This is a genomic window from Streptomyces sp. NPDC034043 (assembly GCF_055575675.1).
The window spans coordinates 163,485-187,067 of record NZ_JBVISF010000003.1; the positions used below are offsets into that span (position 1 = coordinate 163,485).

At 69.9% G+C, this 23,583-nt stretch carries 22 protein-coding genes and 1 tRNA gene; 7 read left to right on the forward strand and 16 right to left on the reverse strand.

Going from position 1 to position 23,583, the window contains the following annotated elements:
- Positions 1 to 116 precede the first annotated feature (116 nt).
- Entirely contained in the window at positions 117 to 521 is a 405-nt protein-coding gene (locus ACZ51S_RS09160) for a pyridoxamine 5'-phosphate oxidase family protein (RefSeq protein WP_388933297.1), read from the forward strand.
- Between the two features lie 187 nt (positions 522 to 708).
- Here ACZ51S_RS09160 and ACZ51S_RS09165 read toward each other — a convergent pair whose 3' ends face one another.
- Positions 709 to 1,023 (reverse strand): Rieske (2Fe-2S) protein, encoded by a 315-nt coding sequence (locus ACZ51S_RS09165; protein WP_030228709.1) that lies wholly within the window; start codon positions 1,021 to 1,023, stop codon positions 709 to 711.
- Positions 1,024 to 1,305: 282 nt separating this feature from the next.
- Between ACZ51S_RS09165 and ACZ51S_RS09170 the strand changes: the two genes are divergently transcribed.
- Positions 1,306 to 2,340, forward strand: coding sequence for a helix-turn-helix transcriptional regulator (locus ACZ51S_RS09170; protein ID WP_468476319.1), 1,035 nt, complete (start codon positions 1,306 to 1,308; stop codon positions 2,338 to 2,340).
- 105 nt (positions 2,341 to 2,445) lie between these two features.
- Here ACZ51S_RS09170 and ACZ51S_RS09175 read toward each other — a convergent pair whose 3' ends face one another.
- Genes ACZ51S_RS09175 through dnaK form a run of 4 tightly spaced genes read right to left on the reverse strand, consistent with a single transcriptional unit; the run spans position 2,446 to position 6,633 of the window.
- The gene (locus tag ACZ51S_RS09175; RefSeq protein WP_467890142.1) at positions 2,446 to 2,910 is read right to left on the reverse strand and encodes a heat shock protein transcriptional repressor HspR; all 465 of its coding nucleotides are present in this window, start codon (positions 2,908 to 2,910) and stop codon (positions 2,446 to 2,448) included.
- 1 nt (position 2,911) lies between these two features.
- Positions 2,912 to 4,087 (reverse strand): molecular chaperone DnaJ, encoded by a 1,176-nt coding sequence (gene dnaJ / locus ACZ51S_RS09180; protein ID WP_388933287.1) that lies wholly within the window; start codon positions 4,085 to 4,087, stop codon positions 2,912 to 2,914.
- Positions 4,088 to 4,126: 39 nt separating this feature from the next.
- On the reverse strand, positions 4,127 to 4,789 hold the full coding sequence (gene grpE / locus ACZ51S_RS09185; protein ID WP_388933285.1) for a nucleotide exchange factor GrpE: 663 nt from the start codon (positions 4,787 to 4,789) through the stop codon (positions 4,127 to 4,129).
- Entirely contained in the window at positions 4,789 to 6,633 is a 1,845-nt protein-coding gene (gene dnaK / locus ACZ51S_RS09190) for a molecular chaperone DnaK (RefSeq protein WP_468801274.1), read from the reverse strand. Before dnaK ends, grpE begins: the two co-directional genes overlap by 1 nt.
- A 221-nt stretch (positions 6,634 to 6,854) precedes the next feature.
- Here dnaK and ACZ51S_RS09195 point away from each other — a divergent pair, with 221 nt between their 5' ends.
- The 3 genes from ACZ51S_RS09195 to ACZ51S_RS09205 all read left to right on the forward strand — a co-directional run bounded on the left by ACZ51S_RS09195 (position 6,855) and on the right by ACZ51S_RS09205 (position 11,590).
- Positions 6,855 to 7,412 (forward strand): sugar transferase, encoded by a 558-nt coding sequence (locus ACZ51S_RS09195; RefSeq protein WP_468801276.1) that lies wholly within the window; start codon positions 6,855 to 6,857, stop codon positions 7,410 to 7,412.
- Between the two features lie 110 nt (positions 7,413 to 7,522).
- Complete coding sequence (locus ACZ51S_RS09200; protein ID WP_468960330.1) at positions 7,523 to 10,363, forward strand: heterodisulfide reductase-related iron-sulfur binding cluster; 2,841 nt, start codon at positions 7,523 to 7,525, stop codon at positions 10,361 to 10,363.
- Positions 10,364 to 10,642: 279 nt separating this feature from the next.
- On the forward strand, positions 10,643 to 11,590 hold the full coding sequence (locus ACZ51S_RS09205; RefSeq protein WP_468478096.1) for a Yip1 family protein: 948 nt from the start codon (positions 10,643 to 10,645) through the stop codon (positions 11,588 to 11,590).
- An 89-nt stretch (positions 11,591 to 11,679) separates the two neighbouring features.
- Here ACZ51S_RS09205 and ACZ51S_RS09210 read toward each other — a convergent pair whose 3' ends face one another.
- Complete coding sequence (locus ACZ51S_RS09210) at positions 11,680 to 12,177, reverse strand: phosphoribosyltransferase (RefSeq protein WP_388933271.1); 498 nt, start codon at positions 12,175 to 12,177, stop codon at positions 11,680 to 11,682.
- Entirely contained in the window at positions 12,174 to 12,761 is a 588-nt protein-coding gene (gene dcd / locus ACZ51S_RS09215) for a dCTP deaminase (protein WP_468478095.1), read from the reverse strand. Before dcd ends, ACZ51S_RS09210 begins: the two co-directional genes overlap by 4 nt.
- A 468-nt stretch (positions 12,762 to 13,229) precedes the next feature.
- On the opposite strand from dcd, the gene ACZ51S_RS09220 reads away from it, so the two are divergent.
- Positions 13,230 to 13,303 (forward strand) — tRNA-Gly (locus ACZ51S_RS09220).
- A gap of 133 nt (positions 13,304 to 13,436) precedes the next feature.
- On the opposite strand, the gene ACZ51S_RS09225 is transcribed toward ACZ51S_RS09220, so the two are convergent.
- Positions 13,437 to 13,916, reverse strand: coding sequence for an ester cyclase (locus ACZ51S_RS09225; RefSeq protein WP_468960333.1), 480 nt, complete (start codon positions 13,914 to 13,916; stop codon positions 13,437 to 13,439).
- The gene (locus ACZ51S_RS09230) at positions 13,913 to 15,124 is read right to left on the reverse strand and encodes an NAD(P)/FAD-dependent oxidoreductase (RefSeq protein WP_468478093.1); all 1,212 of its coding nucleotides are present in this window, start codon (positions 15,122 to 15,124) and stop codon (positions 13,913 to 13,915) included. Before ACZ51S_RS09230 ends, ACZ51S_RS09225 begins: the two co-directional genes overlap by 4 nt.
- A gap of 204 nt (positions 15,125 to 15,328) precedes the next feature.
- On the opposite strand from ACZ51S_RS09230, the gene ACZ51S_RS09235 reads away from it, so the two are divergent.
- Positions 15,329 to 15,970, forward strand: coding sequence for a TetR/AcrR family transcriptional regulator (locus ACZ51S_RS09235; RefSeq protein WP_468478092.1), 642 nt, complete (start codon positions 15,329 to 15,331; stop codon positions 15,968 to 15,970).
- A 532-nt stretch (positions 15,971 to 16,502) separates the two neighbouring features.
- On the opposite strand, the gene ACZ51S_RS09240 is transcribed toward ACZ51S_RS09235, so the two are convergent.
- From ACZ51S_RS09240 to ACZ51S_RS09270, 7 genes are read right to left on the reverse strand one after another with little or no spacing between them, the layout of a single operon-like run.
- Positions 16,503 to 16,754: a hypothetical protein gene (locus ACZ51S_RS09240; RefSeq protein ID WP_468478091.1), complete on the reverse strand. Its 252-nt coding sequence runs from the start codon at positions 16,752 to 16,754 to the stop codon at positions 16,503 to 16,505.
- A 12-nt stretch (positions 16,755 to 16,766) separates the two neighbouring features.
- A complete protein-coding gene (locus tag ACZ51S_RS09245; protein WP_468960337.1) occupies positions 16,767 to 18,281 on the reverse strand; it encodes a WhiB family transcriptional regulator in 1,515 nt (504 codons plus the stop codon).
- Positions 18,271 to 18,888, reverse strand: coding sequence for a hypothetical protein (locus tag ACZ51S_RS09250; RefSeq protein ID WP_468478089.1), 618 nt, complete (start codon positions 18,886 to 18,888; stop codon positions 18,271 to 18,273). Before ACZ51S_RS09250 ends, ACZ51S_RS09245 begins: the two co-directional genes overlap by 11 nt.
- On the reverse strand, positions 18,888 to 19,898 hold the full coding sequence (locus tag ACZ51S_RS09255) for a hypothetical protein (RefSeq protein ID WP_468885625.1): 1,011 nt from the start codon (positions 19,896 to 19,898) through the stop codon (positions 18,888 to 18,890). Before ACZ51S_RS09255 ends, ACZ51S_RS09250 begins: the two co-directional genes overlap by 1 nt.
- 38 nt (positions 19,899 to 19,936) lie before the next feature.
- Positions 19,937 to 20,563 (reverse strand): hypothetical protein, encoded by a 627-nt coding sequence (locus ACZ51S_RS09260; RefSeq protein ID WP_468960339.1) that lies wholly within the window; start codon positions 20,561 to 20,563, stop codon positions 19,937 to 19,939.
- Between the two features lie 32 nt (positions 20,564 to 20,595).
- The gene (locus ACZ51S_RS09265) at positions 20,596 to 21,219 is read right to left on the reverse strand and encodes a hypothetical protein (protein WP_468960342.1); all 624 of its coding nucleotides are present in this window, start codon (positions 21,217 to 21,219) and stop codon (positions 20,596 to 20,598) included.
- Between the two features lie 13 nt (positions 21,220 to 21,232).
- On the reverse strand, positions 21,233 to 23,545 hold the full coding sequence (locus ACZ51S_RS09270; RefSeq protein WP_468960344.1) for a hypothetical protein: 2,313 nt from the start codon (positions 23,543 to 23,545) through the stop codon (positions 21,233 to 21,235).
- Between the last annotated feature and the right edge of the window lie 38 nt (positions 23,546 to 23,583).

Genomic DNA, 23,583 nt, shown 5'->3' on the forward strand with positions numbered 1-23,583 from the left:
CGCGACGGGCTGCGGCGTGCGGACTCTGACAGATTCAGCATCCGCAAAGTTGAGTCTATTCCACTCAAGGAGTTCTCCTGCCGGATCGGCCGGTCCGCGGGCGTACGCTTCCGCCCATGTCCCATGACGTACTCAACCCGACGCCCGAGTACCTCGCCTTCTGGCGGGAGCGGCACGTCTGCACCCTGACCACCCCGCGCCCGGACGGCACCCCGCACGTGGTGCCGGTGGGCGTGACCTACGACCCCGAGGCGGGGCTGGCACGGGTGATCAGCAACAAGCACAGCAAGAAGGTCCGCAACGTCCTGGCGGCGCCCGGCGGCGGCGCGCGGGCGGCGGTCTGCCAGATGGAGGGCAAGCGCTGGGCCACCCTGGAGGGGCGCGCGGTCGTCCGCACGGACGAGGCGTCGGTCGCCGAGGCCGTGGCGCGCTACGCGGAGCGGTACGGGCGGATGCCCTCGCCGAACCCGGACCGGGTGGTCCTGGAGATCACCCTCGACCGGGCCATGGGCCGGGCCTGAGGGCGGGCGGCGGGCGGCGGTCAGTGGCGGCGGGAGCCTTCGAGCGTTTCCCGACGGACCCTCGGGCGATTGTCCGGTTCAACCACTGGACGCGCACATCACAACGGCGCCATCGTGGTCAGGTCCACGATGGCGCCGTTGTGTGGGGGTAGCACCTGGAGCGATCTGCAACGACGGGGGAATCGCCTCAGGCACTGCGGGGGGTGGCGGTGGTGATATCGGGTTCGAAGAGCTGGTGGTCACGCTGGTCGAGGTTGACGAAGACCATGCCGTACCGCACTTCGCAGCGGACGGGCTGCGGTGCGCCCCGGGGGCGGCGCAGGCAGCGGTAGGCACGGACGTCCTCGTCCTCCTCGCGCACGACGACTATCGGCTGGCCGAAAAGGGTGACCATCAGCGAGTCGCCGGCGTAGGGGATCGCCGTGGCGAGGTCGATGAACTGCCACCCGGAACGGTAGGCGGAAGCCATTTCGCGGCGGAAGTCGCGGTCGTCGGGGGTCATCAGGACGCCTTCGCAGGGGTGCTGTTCCAGCCGAAATCGCTCTCGGCCGCCGTCCCGGCCAACGAGCTGGCACCAGCCTGAGCGCTTCCCTCGTCACCGCTGACGGCGACGACTGCTCCAAAGACCGCGACGGCGGAGAAAACAACGGCAAGCGCCGAGCGAAGCATTCTCTTATACATGGTCGGCTTCGTCCTCACTTGATGGAATCCTCTCCCCCGCACTGACAGACGATGGCTCATTCAGGCACGTCAGTGCCACAGGGACGATGCATCATGTTCTTACATGTTCAGGACCCTGGGGGGTGGAGATTTGCCCAAGAGCGACATAAACCCGACACATCACCACCCCGTCACCGAGATGTGCAGCGAGGGGGCGCGACTGTACGCGGCCGCCCTGAGCACCGGCCGCGTGGCCCGCGGCGAGGCCGTAAACGCCCCCTGCCTGCTCGAATTCGCACTGCTGCGTCCCGACCCGGACGACGCGAACCAGCTGCGCGCGGTTCCGCCGTCCATCGCACTGGCCCAGCGGCTCCATCCGATCGAACGCGAGATCCAGGAACGCAGACGCACCGCCGTAGATCTCACCGATGCATTCGAGCCGTTCCTCACCATCAGCGCGCAGAGCCCCGCCAACACCCACGCCATCACGGTGCTGGAGGGATTCGACCAGATCAACGCCGCCATCGACCTGGCCACCGCCGAGTGCCACACCGAGGCGCTGACGGTCCAGCCGGGTGGCGCCCGCCCCACCTTCGTCCTCAGCGAGTCCCTGGAGCGGGCCACGCCGATGATCGACCGCGGGGTGAGCATCCGGACGCTCTACCAGCACACCGTGCGGCACAGCCAGGGCACGCTCGCCTACGTGGACCGGATCTCCACGGGGAAGGTGGAGATCCGCACACTGGAGGAGCTGATAGAGCGTCTCATGATCTTCGACCGCACCGTGGCCATCATCCCCGCCAGCGACGACCGGCGGGTGGCCCTGGAACTGCGGCACCCGGGACTGGTGGACTACCTCATCAAGGTCTTCGAACAACTGTGGCGCAGAGCCGTGCCGTTGGGCGAGGAGGTCACCTACACGCACCACCCGGATGGTATCTCGGGAGTCCAGCGGTCCATCGCCCAGCTGCTGATCGAGGGGCACGTGGACGAGGCGATCGCCCGCCGGCTGGGAATGAACGTACGCACCTGCCGCGCGCACATCGCGAAGCTGGCCGCCGCCCTGGGCAGCGGCAGCCGGGCCCAGCTGGGCTACCTCATCGCCCAGTCCGGGATCCTGCACAGCGGCAACCCCCCGGCGGAGCTCCCCGAGGGCTGAGGCGGGCCGTACGGGCCCTCGGAGCGCCCGTGACGCGCGAAGGCCCCGTCGGGGCCCGCTCCGCGACGGGAGGGGCTGACGGGGCCTTCAGGGCGCTCGGGGAAGTCAGTCGCCGGTGCGCTTGGGGCGCCAGACGACCAGTGCGTTGCCCGGCACCGGCGGCTGGTACGGGACCAGGTCGCGGCGGTACGAGGCGTGCACCTGGGCCTCGCGGGCCCGGAGGGCGGCCGCCGCACCGTCCACGGCGGCGGACAGCTCGGCGACGCGCTGCTGGAGCGCGGCCACCTGGTTCTCCAACTCGATGATCCGTTTGATCCCCGCCAGGTTGATGCCCTCGTCCTGGGACAGCTGCTGCACCGTGCGGAGCAGCTCGATGTCCCTGGCCGAATACCGCCGGCCGCGGCCGGCCGTACGGTCCGGGGAGACCAGGCCGAGGCGGTCGTACTGGCGCAGGGTCTGCGGATGCAGGCCCGAGAGCTGGGCGGCCACCGAGATCACGTAGACCGGGGTCTCGTCGGTGAGCTGGTACGCCCCCTCGCCGAAGCGGGGCTGTCGTCGGCGGCCGTCCATGTCATGCTCCCTTCGCGGACTCGAACAGGAGGGCGCGCGGGTCCTCGGACCCGGTCGCGTCCCGGTACGTCTCCAGGGCCTCGCGGGCCTTGTCCGACAGCTCCGCCGGAACCGCGACCTCCACCGTGACGAGCAGGTCGCCGCGGGTGCCGTCCTTGCGGACCGCGCCCTTGCCGCGGGCCCGCATGGTGCGGCCGCCGGGGGTGCCCGGGGGGAGCTTCAGGGTGACCGGGGGGCCGCCCAGGGTCGGCACCTTGATGTCGGCGCCCAGAGCGGCCTCCGCGAAGGTCACCGGGACCGTCACGGTGAGGTTGTCGCCCTTGCGGCCGAACACCGGGTGCGTGCCGACGTGCACCACCACGTACAGGTCGCCCGCCGGGCCGCCCCGCTCGCCCGGCGCGCCCTTGCCGCGCAGCCGGATCCGCTGGCCGTCGGAGACGCCCGCCGGGATCCGGACCTGCATGGTGCGGGAGCTGCGGGCGCGCCCGCTGCCCTTGCACACCTCGCAGGGGGTCTCCGCGATCAGGCCGCGGCCCTTGCAGTCCGCGCAGGGGTCGGTCAGCGAAAAGCCGCCGCCGCTGCCCCGGGAGACCTGGCCGGTGCCGACGCAGGTCGGGCACACCCGGGGGGTGCCGTTCTGGTCGCCGGTGCCGGAGCAGGCCTTGCAGGGGGCCTGCGAGGACATCCGCAGCGGGACGGTCGCGCCGTCCACGGCCTCCGTGAAGGAGAGGGTGACCTCCGACTCGATGTCCTGACCGCGGCGCGGCTGGGTGCGGGGGCCCGCACCGGTGCCGGCGCCGCGGCCGAACAGGCCGCCGAAGACGTCGCCCAGGCCGCCGCCGAAGCCGCCCTGGCCGCCCTGCTGCGTACCGCCGAACAGGTCGCCCAGGTCGAAGTTGAACGAGCCGCCGCCGCCCGGGCCGGGGCGGAAGCCGCCGTTCCCGAACAGCGCGCGGGCCTCGTCGTACTCCTTGCGCTTCTTGGCGTCGCCGAGGATGTCGTTAGCCTCGGAGATCTCCTTGAAGCGCTCCTCGGCCGAGGCGTCGCCCTTGTTGGCGTCCGGGTGGAACTCGCGGGCGAGCTTCCGGTACGCCTTCTTGATCTCGGCCTCGGTGGCGTCCTTCGGGACACCGAGGACCTTGTAGTAGTCCTTCTCGACGAAGTCCTTCGTGCTCATCCCGGGTGTCCCTCCTCTCGGATCCCTACATGGTGTGCGTCAGCCCTCGTCGGGGGCATCCGTGTCCTTGTCGGACGGCGTGTCGCCGTCACCGGACTCGGACTTCGCGGCGGGAGCCGCGCCCGGCTGGGGCTCGGCCACCGCGACCCGCGCGGGGCGGATCGTGCGCTCGCCGATCCGGTACCCCGGCTGCAGGATCGCCACGCAGGTCGTCTCCGTGACGTCCGGCGCGTACGAGTGCATGAGGGCCTCGTGGATCGTCGGGTCGAAGGGCTCGCCCTCCTTGCCGAACTGCTGCAGCCCCATCTTGGCGGCGGCGGTCTCCAGCGACTCGGCCACCGACTTGAAGCCGCCGACCAGTTCGCCGTGCTCCCGCGCCCGGCCGATGTCGTCCAGGGTCGGGAGGAGCTCCGTCAGCAGACTCGCGACCGCGATCTCCTTGACGGCGACCCGGTCCCGCTCCACGCGGCGGCGGTAGTTCTGGTACTCGGCCTGGAGCCGCTGGAGGTCCGCGGTGCGCTCGCCGAGCGCGGTACGGGCCTGGTCCAGCTGCGCCAGCAGCGCCACGTCCTGGGCCTTGTCCCCGGCCGGGGCCGCCTCGCCCTCCGTGGAGGAGTCGGCGGCCTTCGGCTCCGCGTCGTCAGCGCCGGCGCCGGTGGGGACTTCAGGCTCCTTGTCGAAACCCGGGGTCTCCTCCGACATCAGGCAGCGCCGCCCTTCGGCTTCTCGTCGTCGACGATCTCGGCGTCGACCACGTCGTCGGCGGCGTCCGCCGCGCCGGCCTGGCCCGCGTCACCGGCGGCCTGGGCGGCCTGGGCGTCGGCGTAGATGGCCTGGCCGAGCTTCTGGCTGACCGCGGCGAGCTTCTCGGTCGCGGTGCGGATCTCGGCGGTGTCCTCGCCCTTGAGCTTTTCCTTCAGCTCGGTGACGGCGGCCTCGACCTCGGCCTTGACGTCGGCCGGGACCTTGTCCTCGTTGTCCTTGACGAACTTCTCCGTCTGGTAGACGAGCTGCTCGCCCTGGTTGCGGGACTCGGCGGCCTCCTTGCGGCGCAGGTCCTCCTCCGCGTACTGCTCCGCCTCCTGGCGCATGCGGTCGACCTCGTCCTTGCCGAGCGAGGAGCCGCCGGTGACGGTCATCTTCTGCTCCTTGCCCGTGCCGAGGTCCTTGGCCGTGACGTGCATGATGCCGTTGGCGTCGATGTCGAAGGAGACCTCGATCTGCGGGACGCCGCGCGGGGCCGGCGGCAGGCCCGTCAGCTCGAACATGCCGAGCTTCTTGTTGTACGCCGCGATCTCGCGCTCACCCTGGTAGACCTGGATTTGCACCGACGGCTGGTTGTCCTCGGCCGTCGTGAAGATCTCCGACCGCTTGGTCGGGATCGTGGTGTTGCGCTCGATGAGCTTGGTCATGATGCCGCCCTTGGTCTCGATGCCGAGGGACAGCGGGGTCACGTCGAGGAGCAGGACGTCCTTGACCTCACCCTTGAGCACACCGGCCTGGAGGGTGGCGCCGATGGCGACGACCTCGTCCGGGTTGACGCCCTTGTTGGCGTCCTGACCGCCGGTGAGCTCCTTGACGAGCTCGGCGACGGCCGGCATGCGGGTGGAGCCGCCGACCAGGACCACGTGGTCGATCTCGGACAGCTGGATGCCGGCGTCCTTGATGACGTTGTGGAACGGGGTCTTGCAGCGGTCGAGCAGGTCCGCGGTGAGCTGCTGGAACTGCGAGCGCGTGAGCTTCTCGTCCAGGTGCAGCGGGCCCTCGGCGGAAGCCGTGATGTAGGGCAGGTTGATCGAGGTCTCCGTGGAGGAGGACAGCTCGATCTTCGCCTTCTCGGCGGCCTCGCGCAGACGCTGGAGCGCCATCTTGTCCTTGGACAGGTCGACGCCGTGGCCGTTCTGGAACTGCTTCACCAGGTAGTCGACGACGCGCTGGTCCCAGTCGTCACCACCGAGGTGGTTGTCACCGTTGGTGGCCTTGACCTCGACGACACCGTCGCCGATCTCCAGGAGCGACACGTCGAAGGTGCCGCCACCGAGGTCGAAGACGAGAATGGTCTGGTCGTCCTTGTCGAGACCGTAGGCCAGGGCGGCGGCCGTCGGCTCGTTCACGATGCGCAGGACGTTCAGACCGGCGATCTCGCCGGCCTCCTTCGTCGCCTGGCGCTCGGAGTCGTTGAAGTACGCCGGGACGGTGATGACCGCGTCCGTGACCTTCTCGCCCAGGTACGCCTCGGCGTCGCGCTTCAGCTTCTGCAGGATGAAGGCGCTCATCTGCTGCGGGTTGAAGTCCTTGCCATCCAGGTTGATCTTCCAGTCAGTGCCCATGTGGCGCTTGACGGAGCGGATGGTCCGGTCCACGTTCGTGACCGCCTGGCGCTTGGCCACCTCGCCGACGAGGACTTCGCCGTTCTTGGCGAAGGCGACGACGGACGGCGTGGTCCTGGCACCCTCGGCGTTGGTGATGACGGTGGGCTCGCCGCCTTCGAGAACGCTGACGACGGAGTTAGTGGTGCCCAGGTCGATGCCGACCGCACGTGCCATTTCGATTCCTCCAGCTGACTTGAGTGGAACAGACTCAAGGATGCCCCAAGGCTCGGCGAGCGTCAACAGAGGTGAGCCGAGGGGGCTCAACCTTTAGGCTCCCCCTACACTCACACCCGCCCCGGGGCGGGCCTCCGCGGGGCACGTCCGAACGGGTTCCAGGCCCCGGGCGCGCCGCGCGGCGCGCCCGGGCCGCGGCGGGCGTCCGGCAGCGTGCTGGCATGCCTTCGCTCCTCCCCCTCCCCGCCCGGCCCGGGCTGCGCCTGGGGCTCCGGCCGCGGTGGCCGGCCCGGCCGCCGGCCAAGCGGGTCTGTGACCTGATCGGGGCCGCGCTGCTGCTGGCGGTGTGCGCCGCCCCGCTGCTGGCGGCGGCCGCCGCCCTGTACGCGGTCTCCCGCGCACCGGTCCTCGTACGCGAACCCGCGCTCGGGCTCGGCGGGCGGCCGTTCGGCGCCTGGCGGCTGCGCACCGAGGGCGCGGGGCGGACGGGCGCGCTGGTGCGGCGGTGCGCGCTGGAGGGGCTGCCGCGGCTGCTCAACGTGGCGCGCGGGGAGATGTCGCTGGTCGGGCCGCGCCCGGAGCCGCGTACCGACCACCCCGAACGGCTGCTCGTACGCCCCGGAATGACCGGATTGTGGCAGGTCAGCGCCCGCTCCGACCTACCCTGGGAGGAGATGGTGCTGCTGGACCGGCACTATGTGGAGAGCCATTGGCTGGGGATGGATCTCGCGATCCTCGCGAAGACCCCTCGGGCGGCCTACCGACAGAGGCAAGCCTGAGCGACACAGATCACCGCACGCTCACCTACAGTGCGGCGCGGGAACTGGGTAACCTCAAGCCTTGACTCAATAAGTTACCGCTTAGTAAGTCCCGCCCGAGGAGCCCTCCCATGCAACTCGCCGCGATCATCGTGTCGCTGGTCCTGACCGTGGTCGGCGTCGCGCTGATCGCCCGAGCCGTGGCGCAGATCTACCGGTTCGTGAAGCTCGGCCAACCCGTACCGGCGGGCAGCCGCACGGACCGCCCGAAGGACCGAACGATCACCCTGGTCAGGGAGTTCCTCGGCCACACCCGGATGAACCGGTGGGGCATCGTCGGCTTCGCGCACTGGTTCGTCGCGATCGGCTTCCTGACGCTGCCGCCCACCCTGGTGCAGGCCTTCGGCCAGCTCTTCCAGGCGGACTGGCTGCTGCCGATCGTCGGCGACTTCCTGCCCTTCGAGCTCTACACCGAGTTCATCGGCGTGATGACGGTCGTCGGCATCGTCGTCCTGATGGTGATCCGCCTGCTCAACCTTCCCTCGCGGGCCGGTCGCAAGTCGCGCTTCGCCGGCTCGAAGGCCTGGCAGGCGTACTTCGTCGAGTACGTCATCCTCACCATCGGCCTCGCGATCCTCGCCCTGCGCGGCCTCGAGGGCGCGATCCACGGCGTCGAGTCGTACGAGCCGGCGTACTTCGCCTCCTACCCGCTGGTCCTGGCCTTCAAGGGGCTCTCGTACGGAGGCCTCCAGAACGCCATCTACCTCACCGCCATGGTGAAGATCAGCGTCTCGTTCATCTGGATGATCACCGTCTCCCTGAACACCAACATGGGTGTGGCCTGGCACCGCTTCCTCGGCTTCCCGAACATCTGGTTCAAGCGCAACGCCGACGGTTCGACGGCGCTCGGCGCCCTCCAGCCGATGACCTCGGGCGGCAAGGAGATCGACTTCGAGGAGCCCGGCGAGGACGACGTCTTCGGCGTCTCCCAGGTCGAGCAGTTCTCCTGGAAGGGCATCCTCGACTTCTCCACCTGCACCGAGTGCGGCCGCTGCCAGTCGCAGTGCCCCGCCTGGAACACCGGCAAGCCGCTGTCCCCGAAGCTCCTCATCATGTCGCTGCGCGACCACGCGCACGCGAAGGCCCCGTACCTGCTCGCGGGCGGCGGCAAGGACATGGAGGGCAACGAGAAGGCCACGGCGGAGCAGCTCGCCGGCGTCCCCGCCTCGGCCCTGGCCGAGGCCGAACGCCCGCTGATCGGCACCGCCGAGGAGAACGGCGTCATCGACCCGGACGTGCTGTGGTCCTGCACGACCTGCGGTGCGTGTGTGGAGCAGTGCCCGGTCGACATCGAGCACATCGACCACATCGTCGACATGCGCCGCTACCAGGTGATGATCGAGAGCGCGTTCCCGTCGGAGGCGGGCACGATGCTCAAGAACCTGGAGAAGAAGGGCAACCCCTGGGGCCTGGCCAAGAAGCAGCGCGTGGAGTGGACGAAGGAGGTCGACTTCGAGGTCCCGATCATCGGGAAGGACGCGGAGGACCTCTCGGAGTTCGACTACCTGTACTGGGTCGGCTGCGCCGGCGCCCTGGAGGACCGGGCGAAGAAGACGACGAAGGCCTTCGCGGAGCTGCTGAACATCGCGGGCGTCAAGTTCGCGATCATGGGCGGCGACGAGAAGTGCACCGGTGACTCGCCGCGCCGACTGGGCAACGAGCCGCTGTTCCAGCAGCTGGGCCAGGAGAACGTGGCCATGCTGAACATGGCCTTCGGCGAGGACGACGACGACCCGTCGACGAAGAAGCCGAAGTCGGCGAAGCGGATCGTCTCCACCTGCCCGCACTGCTTCAACACCATCGCGAACGAGTACCCGCAGCTGGGCGGCGAGTACGAGGTCATCCACCACACGCAGCTGCTCCAGCACCTGATCGACGAGGGCCGGCTGACGCCGGTGACGCCGGTCGACGGCCTGATCACGTACCACGACCCCTGCTACCTGGGCCGGCACAACAAGGTCTACACGCCGCCGCGCGAGATCATGTCGGCCGTGCCGGGGCTGCGGCAGCAGGAGATGCACCGCCACAAGGAGCGGGGCTTCTGCTGCGGCGCCGGCGGCGCGCGGATGTGGATGGAGGAGCGGATCGGCAAGCGCATCAACAACGAGCGCGTCGACGAGGCCCTGTCCCTGAACCCCGACATCGTGTCGACGGCGTGCCCGTTCTGCCTGGTGATGCTGACCGACTCGGTGAACGGCAAGAAGAACGACGGCCAGGCGAAGGAATCCGTCCAGGTCGTGGACGTGGCGCAGCTGCTGCTGGAGTCGGTGAAGGCACCGGAGCCGACGGAGGAGGAGCTGGCCGAGGCGGCCGCCGCCGCGGAGGCCGAGGCCGCTGCCGAGGCCGCTGCGGAGGCCGAGGCGAAGGCCAAGGCGGAAGCGGAGGCCAAGGCGAAGGCGGAGGCCGCCGCTGCCGAGGCGAAGGCCAAGGAAGAGGCGGAAGCCAAGGCGAAGGCCGAGGCCGAGGCGGCTGCCAAGGCCGCTGCCGAGGAGGAGGCCGCTCCGGCCGAGGCCGAGGCCGCTGCCGAGGAGGAGGCCGCTCCGGCCGAGGCCGAGGCCGCTGCCGAGGAGGAGGCCGCTCCGGCCGAGGCCGAGACCGAGCCCAAGGCCGCTCCGGCCGAGGCCGAGACCGAGCCCAAGGCCGCTCCGGTGGAGGCCGAGGCCGAACCGAAGGCCGAGCCCAAGGCCGAGGCCGAGCCGAAGGCCGAGGCCTCCGAGGCCGAGCCGAAGGCCGACACCGACGCCGAGGCCGCCGAGCCCGAGGCAGCTCCGGCGAAGCCGGAAGCCGACACCGAGGCGAAGACGGAGCCCAAGGCCGACGCCGAGGCCGAGGCCGAGGCCGAGGCCGCCGAGGCTCCGGAGGCTCCCGAGGCCGAGGACAAGGGCGGGACGAAGTCCGAGGCGGCCAAGTAACCGCAGGCCCGCCAGGACAGCGAGCGAGACGGCCGGTTCCCCGTACGTACGGGGGACCGGCCGTTCCGCGATTCCGGGAGGGGCAGGGGCCGGTTCGATCCACGGCCCCGATACGTACGCCTTCCGTCGGCCGCGCGCCGAACCGCCCCACAAGCCCACACAACAGCCCAAATCCCCCTCCCCCCACTCCCCCTAGGGGATGTCACAGGTCAGCCGCAAAGGCCGCCGGTTCCGGTGGCCCGGCCACGGCCGCCCGGCGGAGCAGGTACTTTCGATCACGTGGCTGGATTCAGGATCGGACGCGGCAGGGACGACAACCACCCCCCGCAGCAACCCCCGCACACCCCGCGGCAGCAGCCGTACGGTCAGCAGCAAGCGCCGCAGACGCCGTACGGCCATCAGCCCTACCCGCCCGCCGGTCCGCCGCCGCAGCAGCACTGGCCGGGCCAGGGCGCCACGGGCGACCACGGCGAGCCGGAGTACTTCGACCCGTACGGCCAGCCGGGCCCCGCGGGCCAGCACGGCCAGTACGCCCAGCCGCAGCCGCCGCACGACCCGTACGCGGCCCCGCACGGGTCCTCGTACGCGAACGACCCGGGCCACACCCAGGCGTTCTCGGTCGGCGAGGACCCGTACGGCCAGGGCGCGACGTACCAGGCCGGCGCGGCCTCCGCGGCCCCCGTCGGGCCGCGGCTGCACTGGAAGGACCTGCTGCGCGGCATCGTGCTGCGGCCGGGGCCGACCTTCTTCCAGATGCGGGACTACGCCGTCTGGGGTCCCGCGCTGGTCGTGACCTTCGTCTACGGCATGCTCGCGGTCTTCGGCTTCGACAAGGCCCGCGAGGACGCCATCAAGGCGACCCTCACCCAGGTCATCCCGATCATCCTCAGCGCCGGCGTGGCCTTCGTCCTCTGCGGCCTGATCCTCGGCGCGGTGACCCACACCCTGGCCCGCCAGCTGGGCGGTGACGGCGCGTGGCAGCCGACGGTGGGCCTGTCGATGCTGGTCATGTCCATCACGGACGCGCCGCGCCTGCTGGTGGCGGTGTTCCTGGGCGGCGACAACATGGTGGTGCAGGTACTGGGCTGGGTGACCTGGCTGGCGGCCGGTGCGCTCTTCACCTCGATGGTCAGCAAGTCGCACGACCTGCCCTGGCAGAAGGCGCTGGGCGCGTCCGCGATCCAGCTGGTCGCACTGCTCTCGATGATCAAGCTGGGCACGCTCTAGCCGCCGCCCGGTACGCACCCGTACGGAGAAGGGCCCGCCGCGCGAGTCGCGCGGCGGGCCCTTCCTCGTACTCCGTACTAGTACTCCGATCAGGCGTCGAGGACCTGGCCCTCGCGCTTCACCACGGGCGGCTGGACGGACCAGGGGAACTCGATCCAGTCGTCGGTGCGCTTCCACACGTACTCGCACTGCACGAGCGAGTGGGACTTCTCGTAGATCACGGCGGAGCGCACCTCGGCGACGTGGCCGAGGCAGAAGTCGTGGACGAGCTTGAGCGTCTTCCCGGTGTCGGCCACGTCATCGGCGATGAGGACCTTCTTGTCGGTGAAGTCGATCGCCTCGGGCACGGGCGCCAGCATGACCGGCATCTCCAGCGTGGTGCCCACACCGGTGTAGAACTCCACGTTCACCAGGTGGATGTTCTTGCAGTCCAGCGCGTACGCCAGGCCGCCAGCGACGAACACCCCGCCGCGGGCGATGCTCAGGATGATGTCGGGCTCGTAGCCGTCGTCGGCGATGGTCTGCGCCAGCTCGCGGACGGCCCGGCCGAAGCCCTCGTAGCTCAGGTTCTCGCGTACTTCGCTCATGCCTCGTGCCTCACCTGGGTGCGGTGGAAGTTCTGGAAGGAACGCGAGGCGGTCGGCCCGCGCTGCCCCTGGTACCTGGAGCCGTACCGCTCGCTGCCGTACGGGAACTCCGCGGGCGAGCTGAGGCGGAACATGCACAGCTGCCCGATCTTCATGCCCGGCCAGAGCTTGATCGGCAGGGTGGCCAGGTTCGACAGCTCCAGGGTCACGTGACCCGAGAACCCGGGATCGATGAAACCGGCCGTCGAATGCGTCACCAGACCGAGGCGGCCCAGGCTGGACTTCCCCTCCAGTCTGGAGGCGATGTCGTCCGGCAGCGAGATCACCTCGTACGTCGAGGCGAGCACGAACTCACCCGGATGCAGGATGAAGGCCTCGTCGCCCTCGGGCTCGACCATGCGGGTCAGGTCGGGCTGCTCGATGGCGGGGTCGATGTGCGCGTAGCGGTGGTTCTCGAAGACCCGGAAGAACCGGTCGAGACGCACGTCGATGCTGGAGGGCTGCACCATCGACTCGTCGAACGGGTCAATGCGAACCCGTCCGCTGTCGATCTCGGCCCGGATGTCTTTGTCGGAGAGAAGCACGTCCCGAGGATACGCAGAGCGCGCGGGCCGCCCCAATCGGGAAGGAACCCGCGCGCCCGTGACTACCGGCCCGCCGCCCTAGCGCTTGACGCCGCCGACGGGCACCGCGTGCCGCAGCCGCGCGCACCGCGGACAGCGCAGCAGCCGCCCGGGGCCGATCCGTCCGGCACCGAGGTGCTGCAACGGGAACGAAGCGGTGTTGAAAACATGCCCTTCGGCACAACGGACGACTGTGTGCTCCATCGAGTCCCTTTCCCCAACGAGCCGTACTGCGATGAATCGCCACATTAGGGGATGATCGGGACCCACTCCAGCCGCCGCTCCGCACCCCCACGGTACGCCCCAACTCCCGCCCCCACGAACCCTCCTGCACCCCGGAAACGAGAACGACCCCGAGGGGAGAATTCACCGGGGGTCGATCATGGGGTACAGTGTGCAACGGTAGGGATCCAGGCAGCTGGCCCACTTGCGGATGTAGTTTAATGGTAGAACATGAGCTTCCCAAGCTTATAGCGCGGGTTCGATTCCCGTCATCCGCTCCACGACAAAGCCCCAGGTCAGCGACCTGGGGCTTTGTTTGTTGCCCAGACCTCTCGGGGCACGCACGCCATGCGCGTGCCCCAACTGCGACGACAGGGCGCCGGGTTGTCTGCTGGTGCTGGGCAATATGGGGGCTCATGCCCGATCGTCGGCTCGCTCAGTTGGCGCCTCCCCCTGGCCCGCTGCGGGAAGCATGCCGAGCTGCCGCATCTGCGAGAAGATGTCGACGACCCCCCAGATCTCGGCGATCCTGCCGCCTGCGAAGCGGAAGATGAAGATCTCGTCGTATGCCACGGATCTTCCGGTCGGCGGAAGGCCCCTGTACTCGCCTCGGTGGGTCCCGGTGACGGTGTTCCTGAAGACGATCCTGTCCCCCTCGGCGATCACGTCCTCGACCCTGACGTGAAGGTCGGGGAAGGCCCGAAGGAGCACCTCCCACACTTGCTTGAGGGCCTGCGCCCCCCTCGCACCTGTCGGTATCGGCGCGTGGAACAGCACGTCCGGCTCGACGACCTCGTCGATCGTCTTCGAGATGACCTCCAGATCGCCGCTGTTCACGGCATCGTGGAAACGGCCGAACGTCACCCTGTCGTCGCCTTGCGCCCCGATGCTCACGGCGCGGCCACTGCCACCGGCGCTTCGGCCTGCCCAGCCTGCTTGGCCTGGAGCAGTCGCTGTCGCGTGGCGCCTCCCGAGACGCGGTGCAGGCGGTACGCGCCGGGCTTGCCCGCCTCGTCGGCCAGGTGCTTGACGACGCCCGTGCACACCGTCTCCTTGAGCTTCGCGCCCAGGCGGCCGTCGATGTTGAACCACACCGCGACGTCGGCCCGGTTGGCGAACTGGAAGATGCCGTCTGCCCGGCCCAGGCTGATGCACTGGGCGGCGAAGGACTGGTTGAGGGTCTCGGGCCGCTCACCCGCGATCCGGGCCAGCACCGTGTCGGCGGCGCGCGCGCCCATCGGCATCGCGGCCTGGCAACTCATCCGCAGCGGCAGGCCCGACGGCGCCGCCGAGTCCCCGGCGGCGATGATGCGGACGTCGTCCACGCTTGTCAGCGTCTCGTCCGTGAGCAGCCGGCCCAGGGCGTCGGTGCTCAGCCCACTGCGCACGGCCAGGTCCGGTACGCCGAAGCCGACGGTCCAGATGGTCACCTCGCTCGACAGCGTGCGGCCGTCGGCGAGCCGTACGGCGTCGCGGGTCACGGCCGTCACCTTCGCGCCGGGGCCGTCGAGGACGGTCACCCCGAGTTTGGCCAGCCGCTTGGCGACCGAGCGCCGGCCCCGGGGGTGCAGGTACGGTCCGAGCGCCCCGCCGCACACCAGCGTCACGGCGCGGCCCGCCTCCGAAAGCTCGGCGGCGGTCTCGATGCCGGTCGGGCCGGCTCCGACGACCGTCACCGCGGCCGTCGCGGGCGCGGCGTCGAGGACGGGCCGCAGCCGCCCGGCCTCCTCGAAGGTGCCGATGGGATAGGCGAACTCGGCCGCACCGGGCACGCTCGGGTCGGCGCTGCCACTGCCCACCGCGTAGACCAGATAGTCGTAGCCGACCGTGCCGCCGCCCGCCAGCTCCACGGCACGCCCGGCCGAGTCGATCCGGGTCGCGCTGTCGACCACCAGCCGTACGCCCTCAGCCAGGACCTCCCGGTAGCCGACGACCGCCGTGTCGGTCCCGCCCACCAGCTGGTGGAGGCGGATGCGGTGGACGAAGTCCGGGCGCGGATTGACCAGCGTCACCGTCACGTCGCCGCGCTGCGTCAGACGGTTGGCCGCCATGACGCCCGCGTACCCTCCGCCGATCACGACCACATCGGTGTTCTCGTTCATGCTGCGTCCTCCACTTCAAGGGGTTCGGCCTCAAGACACCGACGCCCCGGTTCCTGTGACGGGTACGGCTGTGTGACCTGCCCCACCATCAAGTACACGACTGTGCGTTCACTGCACTCCTGTGCAGCGACTGCATGAAGATATACTTATTCCCTGAGGGGGCGTCAAGACCCCACCGACCCGATCCGGGAGCGAGAGGCCACGATGACCAGTGACGATCCGGTCCGCCGCGGCGGGCGTGAAGCGCAGCGCCGCCGCACCCGCAAGGCGATCGTCGACGCGGCGGTCCGGCTGAGCGCCGGCGGAGCGACGCCGTCCATCGACGAGATCGCGGCCGCCGCCGACGTGTCGCGGCGCACGGTCTACGCGTACTTCCCGAGCCTCGACCACCTGCTGATCGACGCGACCGCCGGCGCGCTCAACGAGCCCCCGGTCGAGGAAGCGCTGAACGACCCCGCACTGGCCGGCGACCCCGCGGGCCGGGTGGACGCCCTCATAAGGACGCTGTTGAAGTACTCACCGCAGTCGCTTCCCCTCGGCCGCCGACTGATCCGCCTGACCGTCGATCAACCGGCAGGCGAGACTCCGGAGCCGGCCGGGCCGCGCCGCGGCCCCCGCCGGATCCAATGGCTGGAGCAGGCCTGCGAACCGCTCCGCGACACCCTGAGCCCGGAGTCGTACCAGCGGCTGATCTCGGCCCTGACCATCGTGGTCGGCTGGGAGGCGCAGATCGCCCTGCGCGACGTCCGCGGTCTTGGCCCGGAGGCCGAGGAGGAGGCCATCACCTGGGCGGCGCGCGCCCTGGTGGAGGCAGCGATCAGGGAACACGAGGCGGACAGCCCGTAAGACGACGGCCCCCCACGCCGGCCGGCACCGACAGCGGACCTCGCGGAGAGCAACTGCTCCTACGGACTTCGAGGGGCAGGTTCCTGTCCCCGCATGAGGGGTCGTGCCACAACGTGCCGGTCGGGACGGTAAACAGCGGTCAGCAAGGGGGCCGACGAGGCAGTCAGGCCGAAATCGGTGCCGACCGTTTTCGCAGGTCAGAGCCCATTTCCATGCTCAGGTACCGGGTGATTCCCAAGCTTATAGAGCGGGTTCGATTCCCGTCATCCGCCGCCCCGGCCACAAGGCATCAAGCTCCACGAGCCTGTCTCAGCTGGACCTTCGGCCTGTCACGGGCCGCCCGTACCCATGAGTCGATCCCGCCGGCTGGTGTCGCATCGACCCGGATTCCAGGCGGTACCGCGGATTCCGGCTCCGCGCTGATCGGCACCGGCCCGGCTGCCGAGGCGGCCCGTTGCCTGGACAGGGCCGTTTCCGAGACCCCCGAGGGTCAGGGAAGCGACAGGGCGGGACGCATCCTGCGGAACCGCGTTCAGGGCTGGGCGTCGGGCAGGGCTTCGGTGCTGCCGTCGGGGTGGATGAGGAGGCGGACCGCACCGCCGTAGCGGTCGTCGGTTATCACAGCAGGGGTCGGGAAGCCGAGCTGCTGGGCGCGCTGCTGGAGAATGCCGATGACGACGTCCTGGATGTTGCCGAAGGGCGGGGCCGTCACGGGGACCTCGTCGATCAGGCCCGCGTGTTGGGAGAAGACGCGGACTTCCGCGGCCGGAGGGGTGGGCTGCACGGCGACTGCCTTTCAGGAGTTCGGGACGGCTTCGCCGGTGGACGGCCGGTTCGCGGTGTAGGTGCCGCGCGAGACCCGTAGGAGTCGGCCCGCCTTGACCATGGCGGACAGGGCGTTGCTGACCGACTTCCCCGCGTCCTGGTAGGCACCCGGGGGCAGCGCGCCGACCACGTCGCGGCTAGTGAAGTGACCTGGGAAGGAGGACACCGCCGTCTCCACAGCGCGCCGCAGGCTGGGGACGCCCCAGGGACCGGACCCGCCCGCCCCCGTGGCGGAGTGGTGCGGGCGATTGTCGCACTGGATGCCCGCGTGGCCCTCGCCGTGGTCCTGGCGCGGAGTGTGGGGCTGGTAGCGCTCCAGGTGGGAGCCGAGCTCGCGCACCGCTTCCAGTACGGCCGCCAGATTCCCGGCGTGCGCGACGGCGGCCGGGTCCGCGGTGTGGGCTGCGGGGACGAGCACCGCCGTGATGGCCTCCACGTGGTGCAGCGAGTCGGCCAGGCGGCGCAGCAGGGGCTCGAAGATGTCCTGCCGCAGCGCGGCGACGGGGTCGCTGGTCGCGAGCTCGATGCTCACGGAACCGGTCAGGGCGCCGTCCGTCACCTCGTAGGCGGTCTCGTCGCCTGCTGCCGCACGCCAGGACTCCAGGCTCATGCGGGTCCGGGTGACCGCGGCGAGGAGCTCGGGCGCCACGGCGGCGGACGGGGTGAACGCGAGCATCCCGGCGAGCTGCTCGGTGACCTTGAGCATGGGGAGCGTGGCCGACGCCAGCGGACCGAGCACGGCCTTCTGTATGGCCAGGGCCGGATCGGCGAGCGAGTAGGCGATGCGTGCTCCCGACAGGGCCGGGGCGCCCGCCTTCGATATCTCGTCCGTGTCGGTGCGCGGTCGGCGGTCCGCCGGGAAGTGCTGTGCCGGATCCTGCCGCTGGGCGGGAACCGTCCCCTGGCCGGAACCCGATGGCCGGCGTGCCCGGTGCTCCTGGAGGGCGCTGAACGCGTCCAGTACCGCGGCTGCTTCAACCGCTTCACCGCAGCCGTCGCCCGTGGCGGACGCGGTGGCGGTCAAGCGTCCCCGGCTGTCGCCGATGTGCAGCCACCTGCGGATCCAGCGCCGGTCCTGCTCTGTGGTGGCGGCGGCGTAACCGCCCGGATCGGACCGGACGACAGAGCCCTGCAGGCATTCGGCCCACACGGGGCAGGAGAAGCACAGCTGCCGGGCCGCATGGGTGAGGGCCTGGCTCCGCCGCATGCGGAAGGGCAGTTCCGGAGCACCCGCGGACGGACGTGTCAGGAGCGGCTCCGCGAAGATGTCGGGCCGCCGCTGGCAAGGCAGAAGCGTCGTGGTGGCCGGCAGCATCGATGCCGGCCGGGTACTCATCGCTGTCCTCGCCATGAAAGAAGTCCCCCGATGTTCTTTGTGACCAACGGGGACTCTAGAGCAGGCCAATTGGCAGCGGCAAAGCCGTACCACCTGCTGTCGATCACTTATTACACAACGGAAATGCCGGCCCACCAGCTCACCGCGCATCCGTGTCAGCGGCTGCCGCGATCCGGCGCAGACCCCGGCGCTCCAGCCTCGGTTCACGCCGGTTAACGCGGGAGAACGTTCCGCTACGAAGCATCAGAACCCCTACGACGCCGAGAAATCCAAGGGGTACGCCGTACAGCGGCGCCACCATACCCACCCCGGACGCGCCGACGAGGAGTACGTCGGCCAGGACGACGGTGACGCCCCGGCGGCCCCTGGGCCGCTTGAGCATCCAGGCGCCCAGCAGCGCCATACCGCCGAGCGCCCAGTAGCCGAAGACCGCCTGGCCGCTGAGAAGTCCGCCGGAGGACCCACGCGCGATGTCGCCCGCGGCCGCCAGGTAGCCGGTCATCGCGGCGGTGACGACGGTCGAGGCGAGACCGAGCAGCAGCTGGCCGCGACGGCGCAGCAGCCACACCAGCACGGCGAGGACCAGCAGCGCGGCCATCGTGATGAACGAGGCCATGCTGGTCGAGGCGAGCATGAAGAGGGTGTAGGCGCCGGCGATGCCGAAGACGATCCGGCGGAGCAGCCGCACGGCCCACGCGTCGTCGCGCTCCTGACGGAGCAGCCGACGGAAGGAGTCGAGGGAGGGGCGCGGGGTCATCACGGACCGTCCATACCTGGTGCGGGGGCGCGGAGGGTGAGGGCCGGAGCGCCCGCGCTTTCAGCTCCGGAGGCCGGTCCAGCGGTCTCGCGCCGGGTGACGGTGGTCGGCTGCTGGATGCCCATCTGCCAGAGCGGGCTGGGCAGGCGCTTCGGCGTGGCCTGCTGCTCGGGCGCCTCGACGGCGGGGACCTGCGCCTGCCCCGGGGCTACGGCCTCCATCAGATTGTCGATCTTCGCCTTGCGGGCCTCGGGGCTGTCGGCCGCGAAGGCGTACGGGTCGATGTAGCGGGGGAGGTCCTTGTTGTCGAACTGCGCGACGGCCCGCACGGCGTTCGTGCCGGCCTCGGCCCGGGTCACCTCGGGCCAGGACTGGGGGGCCTCGTACACGAAGTTGATGTTGTGCAGCCCGACGTTCGGGTTCTCGCAGAGCGTGCCGAGTTCCTTCTGGTGCAGGACCGCCCGGGTGTTGCCGATGTCCGCGAAGACCACCACCCGCCCTTCGGCCAAACCGCCGTACGTCGCGGAGATCTCGTCCCATTTGGCCTTGGCGTAGCCCTCGGGAAAGCCCGCCTTCTCACCACCGAGAGCCCGGATGATCGCCGGTTCCCACAGGAACATGCCATCCAGCTCCCGGCCGCCCTGGGTCGTCTCCAGGGTCTGGGCGGAGCCGGCGCTGATCGTGTTCTGCTCGGCGGCCCACTGCTCCGCGATGAAGCGCTGGGACAGGAAGTGCACGCCCTTGTCGTTCTTCGGCGCGTCCGGGTGCTCGAGGCCGTGCGACCAGAAGGCGCTGATCGGCCTGGCCCCTTCTGGCGGAGTGAGCTTCGCCTTGTCCCGCGCGAGGGCGTCGATGTACTGCCTCTCCTTGGACAGCAGCGACTTGCCGTCGTCCAGCACGATGTCCTTCAGCCCTGCCGCCACGGCGGAAGCCGAGATCTGCTCCACCACGGCGTCCGGGTCGAGCCGGGCGTCCTTGGCTGCCAGCTCACGGGCGTGAGCCCGCGCCAAGGCGCCTTCCGCTATGTGTTTCGGTATCGGCTCCGAGCTCACCGTCGCCCGGCCTTCAGCGGACGCGGATACACGTCGAGGCTCATGTTGACCGCTCCGGGACGGGACCCGTCGGCGGTACCCGTCGCGGGGGTGATGGTCAGGCTGGCGAGTGCGCCGTCCGGAGCGTTGAGCTCCCAGTAGGCAATGCGGTAGGGGCGCTTGTACTTGAGGCGGCTCTCGAGCTTGGGCACGGCGTACTCTCCGAGCTCGTCAGGGAAGTCCGCCGAGTCCCAGGCGCCGTCCCAGGCTGGTGCGCCGAGCACCGAGGACACGGCGTCGCGGTAGAGGGGCCACGCCTCGTCGGCATCGGTCAGCACCTGGGCGTTGCCCTCGGGGGCGACTGACAACGAGCCCCACACCCAGTACGAGAGGCTGTGCACCGGTGCCCAGCTGCCTCCCAGCGCGTTCAGCGTCATCGTGCCCCCGGTCCGCGTGACCACGTTGAGGACGTACTCGAACTGGGTCGGTGTCCAGCCGAACTGGGCGCACCACTCGTCCAACCCCTGGCTGGGCAGGGGCGGGCCGTTCCAGACGGTCTCCCAGTGGACGTCAGTCAGCCCGCGCAGCTCGGTGACGAGTTCCTGCGGGGTGCGGTTCACCGGCGGTTCGAAGGGCGTGCCCATGTCCGTGGTCTCTCTTTCTCGCGTCTCGTACGTCACAGCAGCCAACCGGGGCCGTCGAGGGCCCTCGGGTCGGCCGGCCCGTGGAAGGTGAGAGAGATCGTCCCACCCCCCGAATACCCGCCCTCCCGGTGGTCCAGCGCGAGCACGATCACCGGGGCCAGCGGATTGGCGTACCTCCACTGGGCCAGCCGGTACGGGGCCCGGAGCTCCCGCCGCTCCTCGGCGTCGCCCCACCGGCCCGGCGCGGGCGGTTCCGGGAAGTCCGTGCTGTCCCAGGCGCCCTCCCAGCCCGGTGCGCCCAACGCGGCCGTCGTACGGGCGAGGTGGGCCGCGTAGCGGTCGAGGGCGGCGGCCAGGACCGCCTCACCGTCGGAGGGCGCACCCTCCGCGGCCTTCCAGACCGTGTACGACGCCCGGGTCACGGGCCGGCCGAGGCCGGCCCGTGAGGCCAGGTGCAGGCGGCCGCCCCGCCGCGTACGCACCCACAGGCCCGACTGGGACCACAGCGGCTCCCAGCCGAAGCCCGCGCACCACTCGGCGCGCTCGGCCTCACCGTCCGGTACGCCTGGCCACACGGCACGCCAGTCCACCCGCAGGAGCGCGCCCAGCTCGGCGGCGAGCTCCTGTGGGGTCTGGTCGGTGATGACGCTTGCCATGGCTCAGGCCTTCCTAGCGGGACACACGGCCGTCACCGCCGTCCCGCGGCGTCGGCGGGGTGGGCAGCGTCGGCGGGGTGGACGGTGTCGGAGTGGCGCGCGGGTCGGGCGCGGGCACACGCGGCTGCTGGTGCACGGGTCCGTTGTCCGGCCTGTTGACCCGGCCCCTGGACGACTGGGGGTCGTGCTGTGCGGGAACGGCGGGCGCGGGGGCCGGTGCCGGCAGGGGCGGTGCGGGCTGCGGCCGTGGCACGTAGGCCGACGGCGTACCACCGCCAACGAGACGGCCGCCGCTGCTCTGGGCCTGGTCGGCTTCTGCGGCTTGCCGCTCTCGCTTGGCCTCGACTGCCGCGTACTGCTCCCCGAGCTGGTCCTTCTGGACCGTTGCGGTCTGGTAGGCGGTCTTGCGCTGTTCACGCTTGGAGGGTTGGGGGGTGGAAAGCTTGCCTTCCTTCTGCCACCGACCGTCGTTCTTCTTGTTGTCGTAGGTCCGTACAGCGGCCAGCGTGCCCTTCTTCGCCACCTTCGCCGTGCCGCCGGCGACACGGCCCGTCGCCTTCGCGGCGCCGACCACGGCCCCAGGGGCGTACTGACCCAGCTTGCCGCCCACCGTGTTCGCCATGTCCCCGACGCCCAGGGAATCCTCTGCCCCGGCGATCTGCGGACTGTAGGCCCCCGACAGCAGCTTCTTCAGCATCATCACGACGGCGACGGTGACCAGCAGCAGCATCAGCAGCTGCATACCGAGGGAGATCCTGGACGGCAGGATCATCTGGTACAGCACGAGCAGCACGGTCAGGACAACGCCGAAGCCGGCTCTGAGGACGAAACTGTGGATGAACGTCTGGAGCCAGCCCTTGAGCAGTTTCTGCTGCGAAGGGTGGATACCCAACGTGGCGATCAGCGGCAGCATTATGATCATGATGAGCGTCACGGCGTGCCACAGCAGGGTGAGCGCACTGAGCACCATCACCATGATGGCGACAATCAGCGCGGCGATCAGCGAATAGAAGGCGATCCCGATCCGGTCCCCGGCGTTCCTGCCGGCCCACTGGTCGAAGGTGACCGGGTAGATGTACTGGTCCGCCTTGCTGTTGTTCGATCCCTTACCTCCCGCGATGTCGTAGCGGATGGGGATCCATTCGTCCTCGTACTTCTTGAGGTCCTTGCCGATCTCCTTGTTGGTCCGGGCCTGGGACACCAGCTGGCGAATGCGGAGGTCCTCACAGCGCGCGCTTCCCTTGACGCCCCAATAGCACTTGTCGTTGTGCGACGTCGGGGCGCACACACCGTCCTTGATGCTGCCCTCTTTCTGCCGGAAGATGCAGTCAGTGCCGGCTTCGCCGAACTGACCCAAGGCCCAAGGACGGAACACCAGCGTGTCGTACATGGCGCAGCTGTTGATGCGGACGCCCCGGTTTTCCACCTGACTGTTTGCCGGCAGATCGCAGGGGGGCTGTGCGTTTCCGGAGAGGCCGCTGAGAACCGCCTCGCTGAGCGCTGCGTTGGCCTGGGCAATGCCGGAGTCGGCCGTATCGATGAACTTCTCGAAGTTCCCGCCGGTGAGCATGACTACAACGGCGATGGTGGTCAAGGACGCCCAGCCGATGCCCGACCAGGCCTCTCGCATCTGATTCTTGCGCCACTTGCCGAACACCCAGAAGCCGGTGAGAGCGATCATGACGGGAACCGCTGGTACGAATAGGTTGTTCTTGAGCGTCGTCACGACATTGTTGCGGCCCTCGTACAGACCGGCGAGCGGGCTGGGGTTGGAGGCGTACTCCTTGATGGAAATGCCCGCGCGGGTGAGCAGTTTGGTGAGGTCGAACACCGTGTCTGCTATGCCGTTGTTGACGAAGTCCATGATGGAACAGCTGTCCGCGCCGTTGGCGTTCAAATCCAGGAACCCTGCGTCCTGGGAGGCGTCTCCCCGGCCGCGCATGGTCATGGACCAGTTCATGCCACGCATGCCGGCGAGCTCGTACATCGTGTAGTACTCGTAGCCCTGGGGCAGTTCGGCAGCCCCGTCGAACAGACCCGTGGTGTCGTTGAGGGTCTTGGGGCGCGACTTCTCCCACTGTTTGACGGCCGGGAAAACCGACTCGATGTGGCCCGGGTTGTCCATCTGGTAGTTGTCGTCGCCCGTGAAGGAACAGGCGAAGTCAATGGCGCGTGCCGGGCCGGGCACGGCCATGGTCAACGAGAACAGCGCGAACATCATGAATGCGCCGATCCGCACCGCACGCCCGGCCGCCTTCACCCGTTCGCGGGGCGAGGGGCGGGCGGAAAGATCTCCACGTGGCTTGGCGCTACGGCGCACGGACATCAGCTTCCTTCTGGATTACCGCAACGGACGAGTGGAGA

Coding starts and splice junctions, on each gene's coding strand:
- ACZ51S_RS09160 (WP_388933297.1), top strand. CDS start 117: ATGTCCCATGACGTACTCAACCCGACGCCCGAGTACCTCGCCTTCTGG.
- ACZ51S_RS09165 (WP_030228709.1), bottom strand. CDS start 1,023: ATGACCCCCGACGACCGCGACTTCCGCCGCGAAATGGCTTCCGCCTAC.
- ACZ51S_RS09170 (WP_468476319.1), top strand. CDS start 1,306: ATGTTCAGGACCCTGGGGGGTGGAGATTTGCCCAAGAGCGACATAAAC.
- ACZ51S_RS09175 (WP_467890142.1), bottom strand. CDS start 2,910: ATGGACGGCCGCCGACGACAGCCCCGCTTCGGCGAGGGGGCGTACCAG.
- dnaJ (WP_388933287.1), bottom strand. CDS start 4,087: ATGAGCACGAAGGACTTCGTCGAGAAGGACTACTACAAGGTCCTCGGT.
- grpE (WP_388933285.1), bottom strand. CDS start 4,789: ATGTCGGAGGAGACCCCGGGTTTCGACAAGGAGCCTGAAGTCCCCACC.
- dnaK (WP_468801274.1), bottom strand. CDS start 6,633: ATGGCACGTGCGGTCGGCATCGACCTGGGCACCACTAACTCCGTCGTC.
- ACZ51S_RS09195 (WP_468801276.1), top strand. CDS start 6,855: ATGCCTTCGCTCCTCCCCCTCCCCGCCCGGCCCGGGCTGCGCCTGGGG.
- ACZ51S_RS09200 (WP_468960330.1), top strand. CDS start 7,523: ATGCAACTCGCCGCGATCATCGTGTCGCTGGTCCTGACCGTGGTCGGC.
- ACZ51S_RS09210 (WP_388933271.1), bottom strand. CDS start 12,177: ATGAGCGAAGTACGCGAGAACCTGAGCTACGAGGGCTTCGGCCGGGCC.
- ACZ51S_RS09230 (WP_468478093.1), bottom strand. CDS start 15,124: ATGAACGAGAACACCGATGTGGTCGTGATCGGCGGAGGGTACGCGGGC.
- ACZ51S_RS09235 (WP_468478092.1), top strand. CDS start 15,329: ATGACCAGTGACGATCCGGTCCGCCGCGGCGGGCGTGAAGCGCAGCGC.
- ACZ51S_RS09245 (WP_468960337.1), bottom strand. CDS start 18,281: ATGCGCGGTGAGCTGGTGGGCCGGCATTTCCGTTGTGTAATAAGTGAT.
- ACZ51S_RS09250 (WP_468478089.1), bottom strand. CDS start 18,888: ATGACCCCGCGCCCCTCCCTCGACTCCTTCCGTCGGCTGCTCCGTCAG.
- ACZ51S_RS09260 (WP_468960339.1), bottom strand. CDS start 20,563: ATGGGCACGCCCTTCGAACCGCCGGTGAACCGCACCCCGCAGGAACTC.
- ACZ51S_RS09265 (WP_468960342.1), bottom strand. CDS start 21,219: ATGGCAAGCGTCATCACCGACCAGACCCCACAGGAGCTCGCCGCCGAG.
- ACZ51S_RS09270 (WP_468960344.1), bottom strand. CDS start 23,545: ATGTCCGTGCGCCGTAGCGCCAAGCCACGTGGAGATCTTTCCGCCCGC.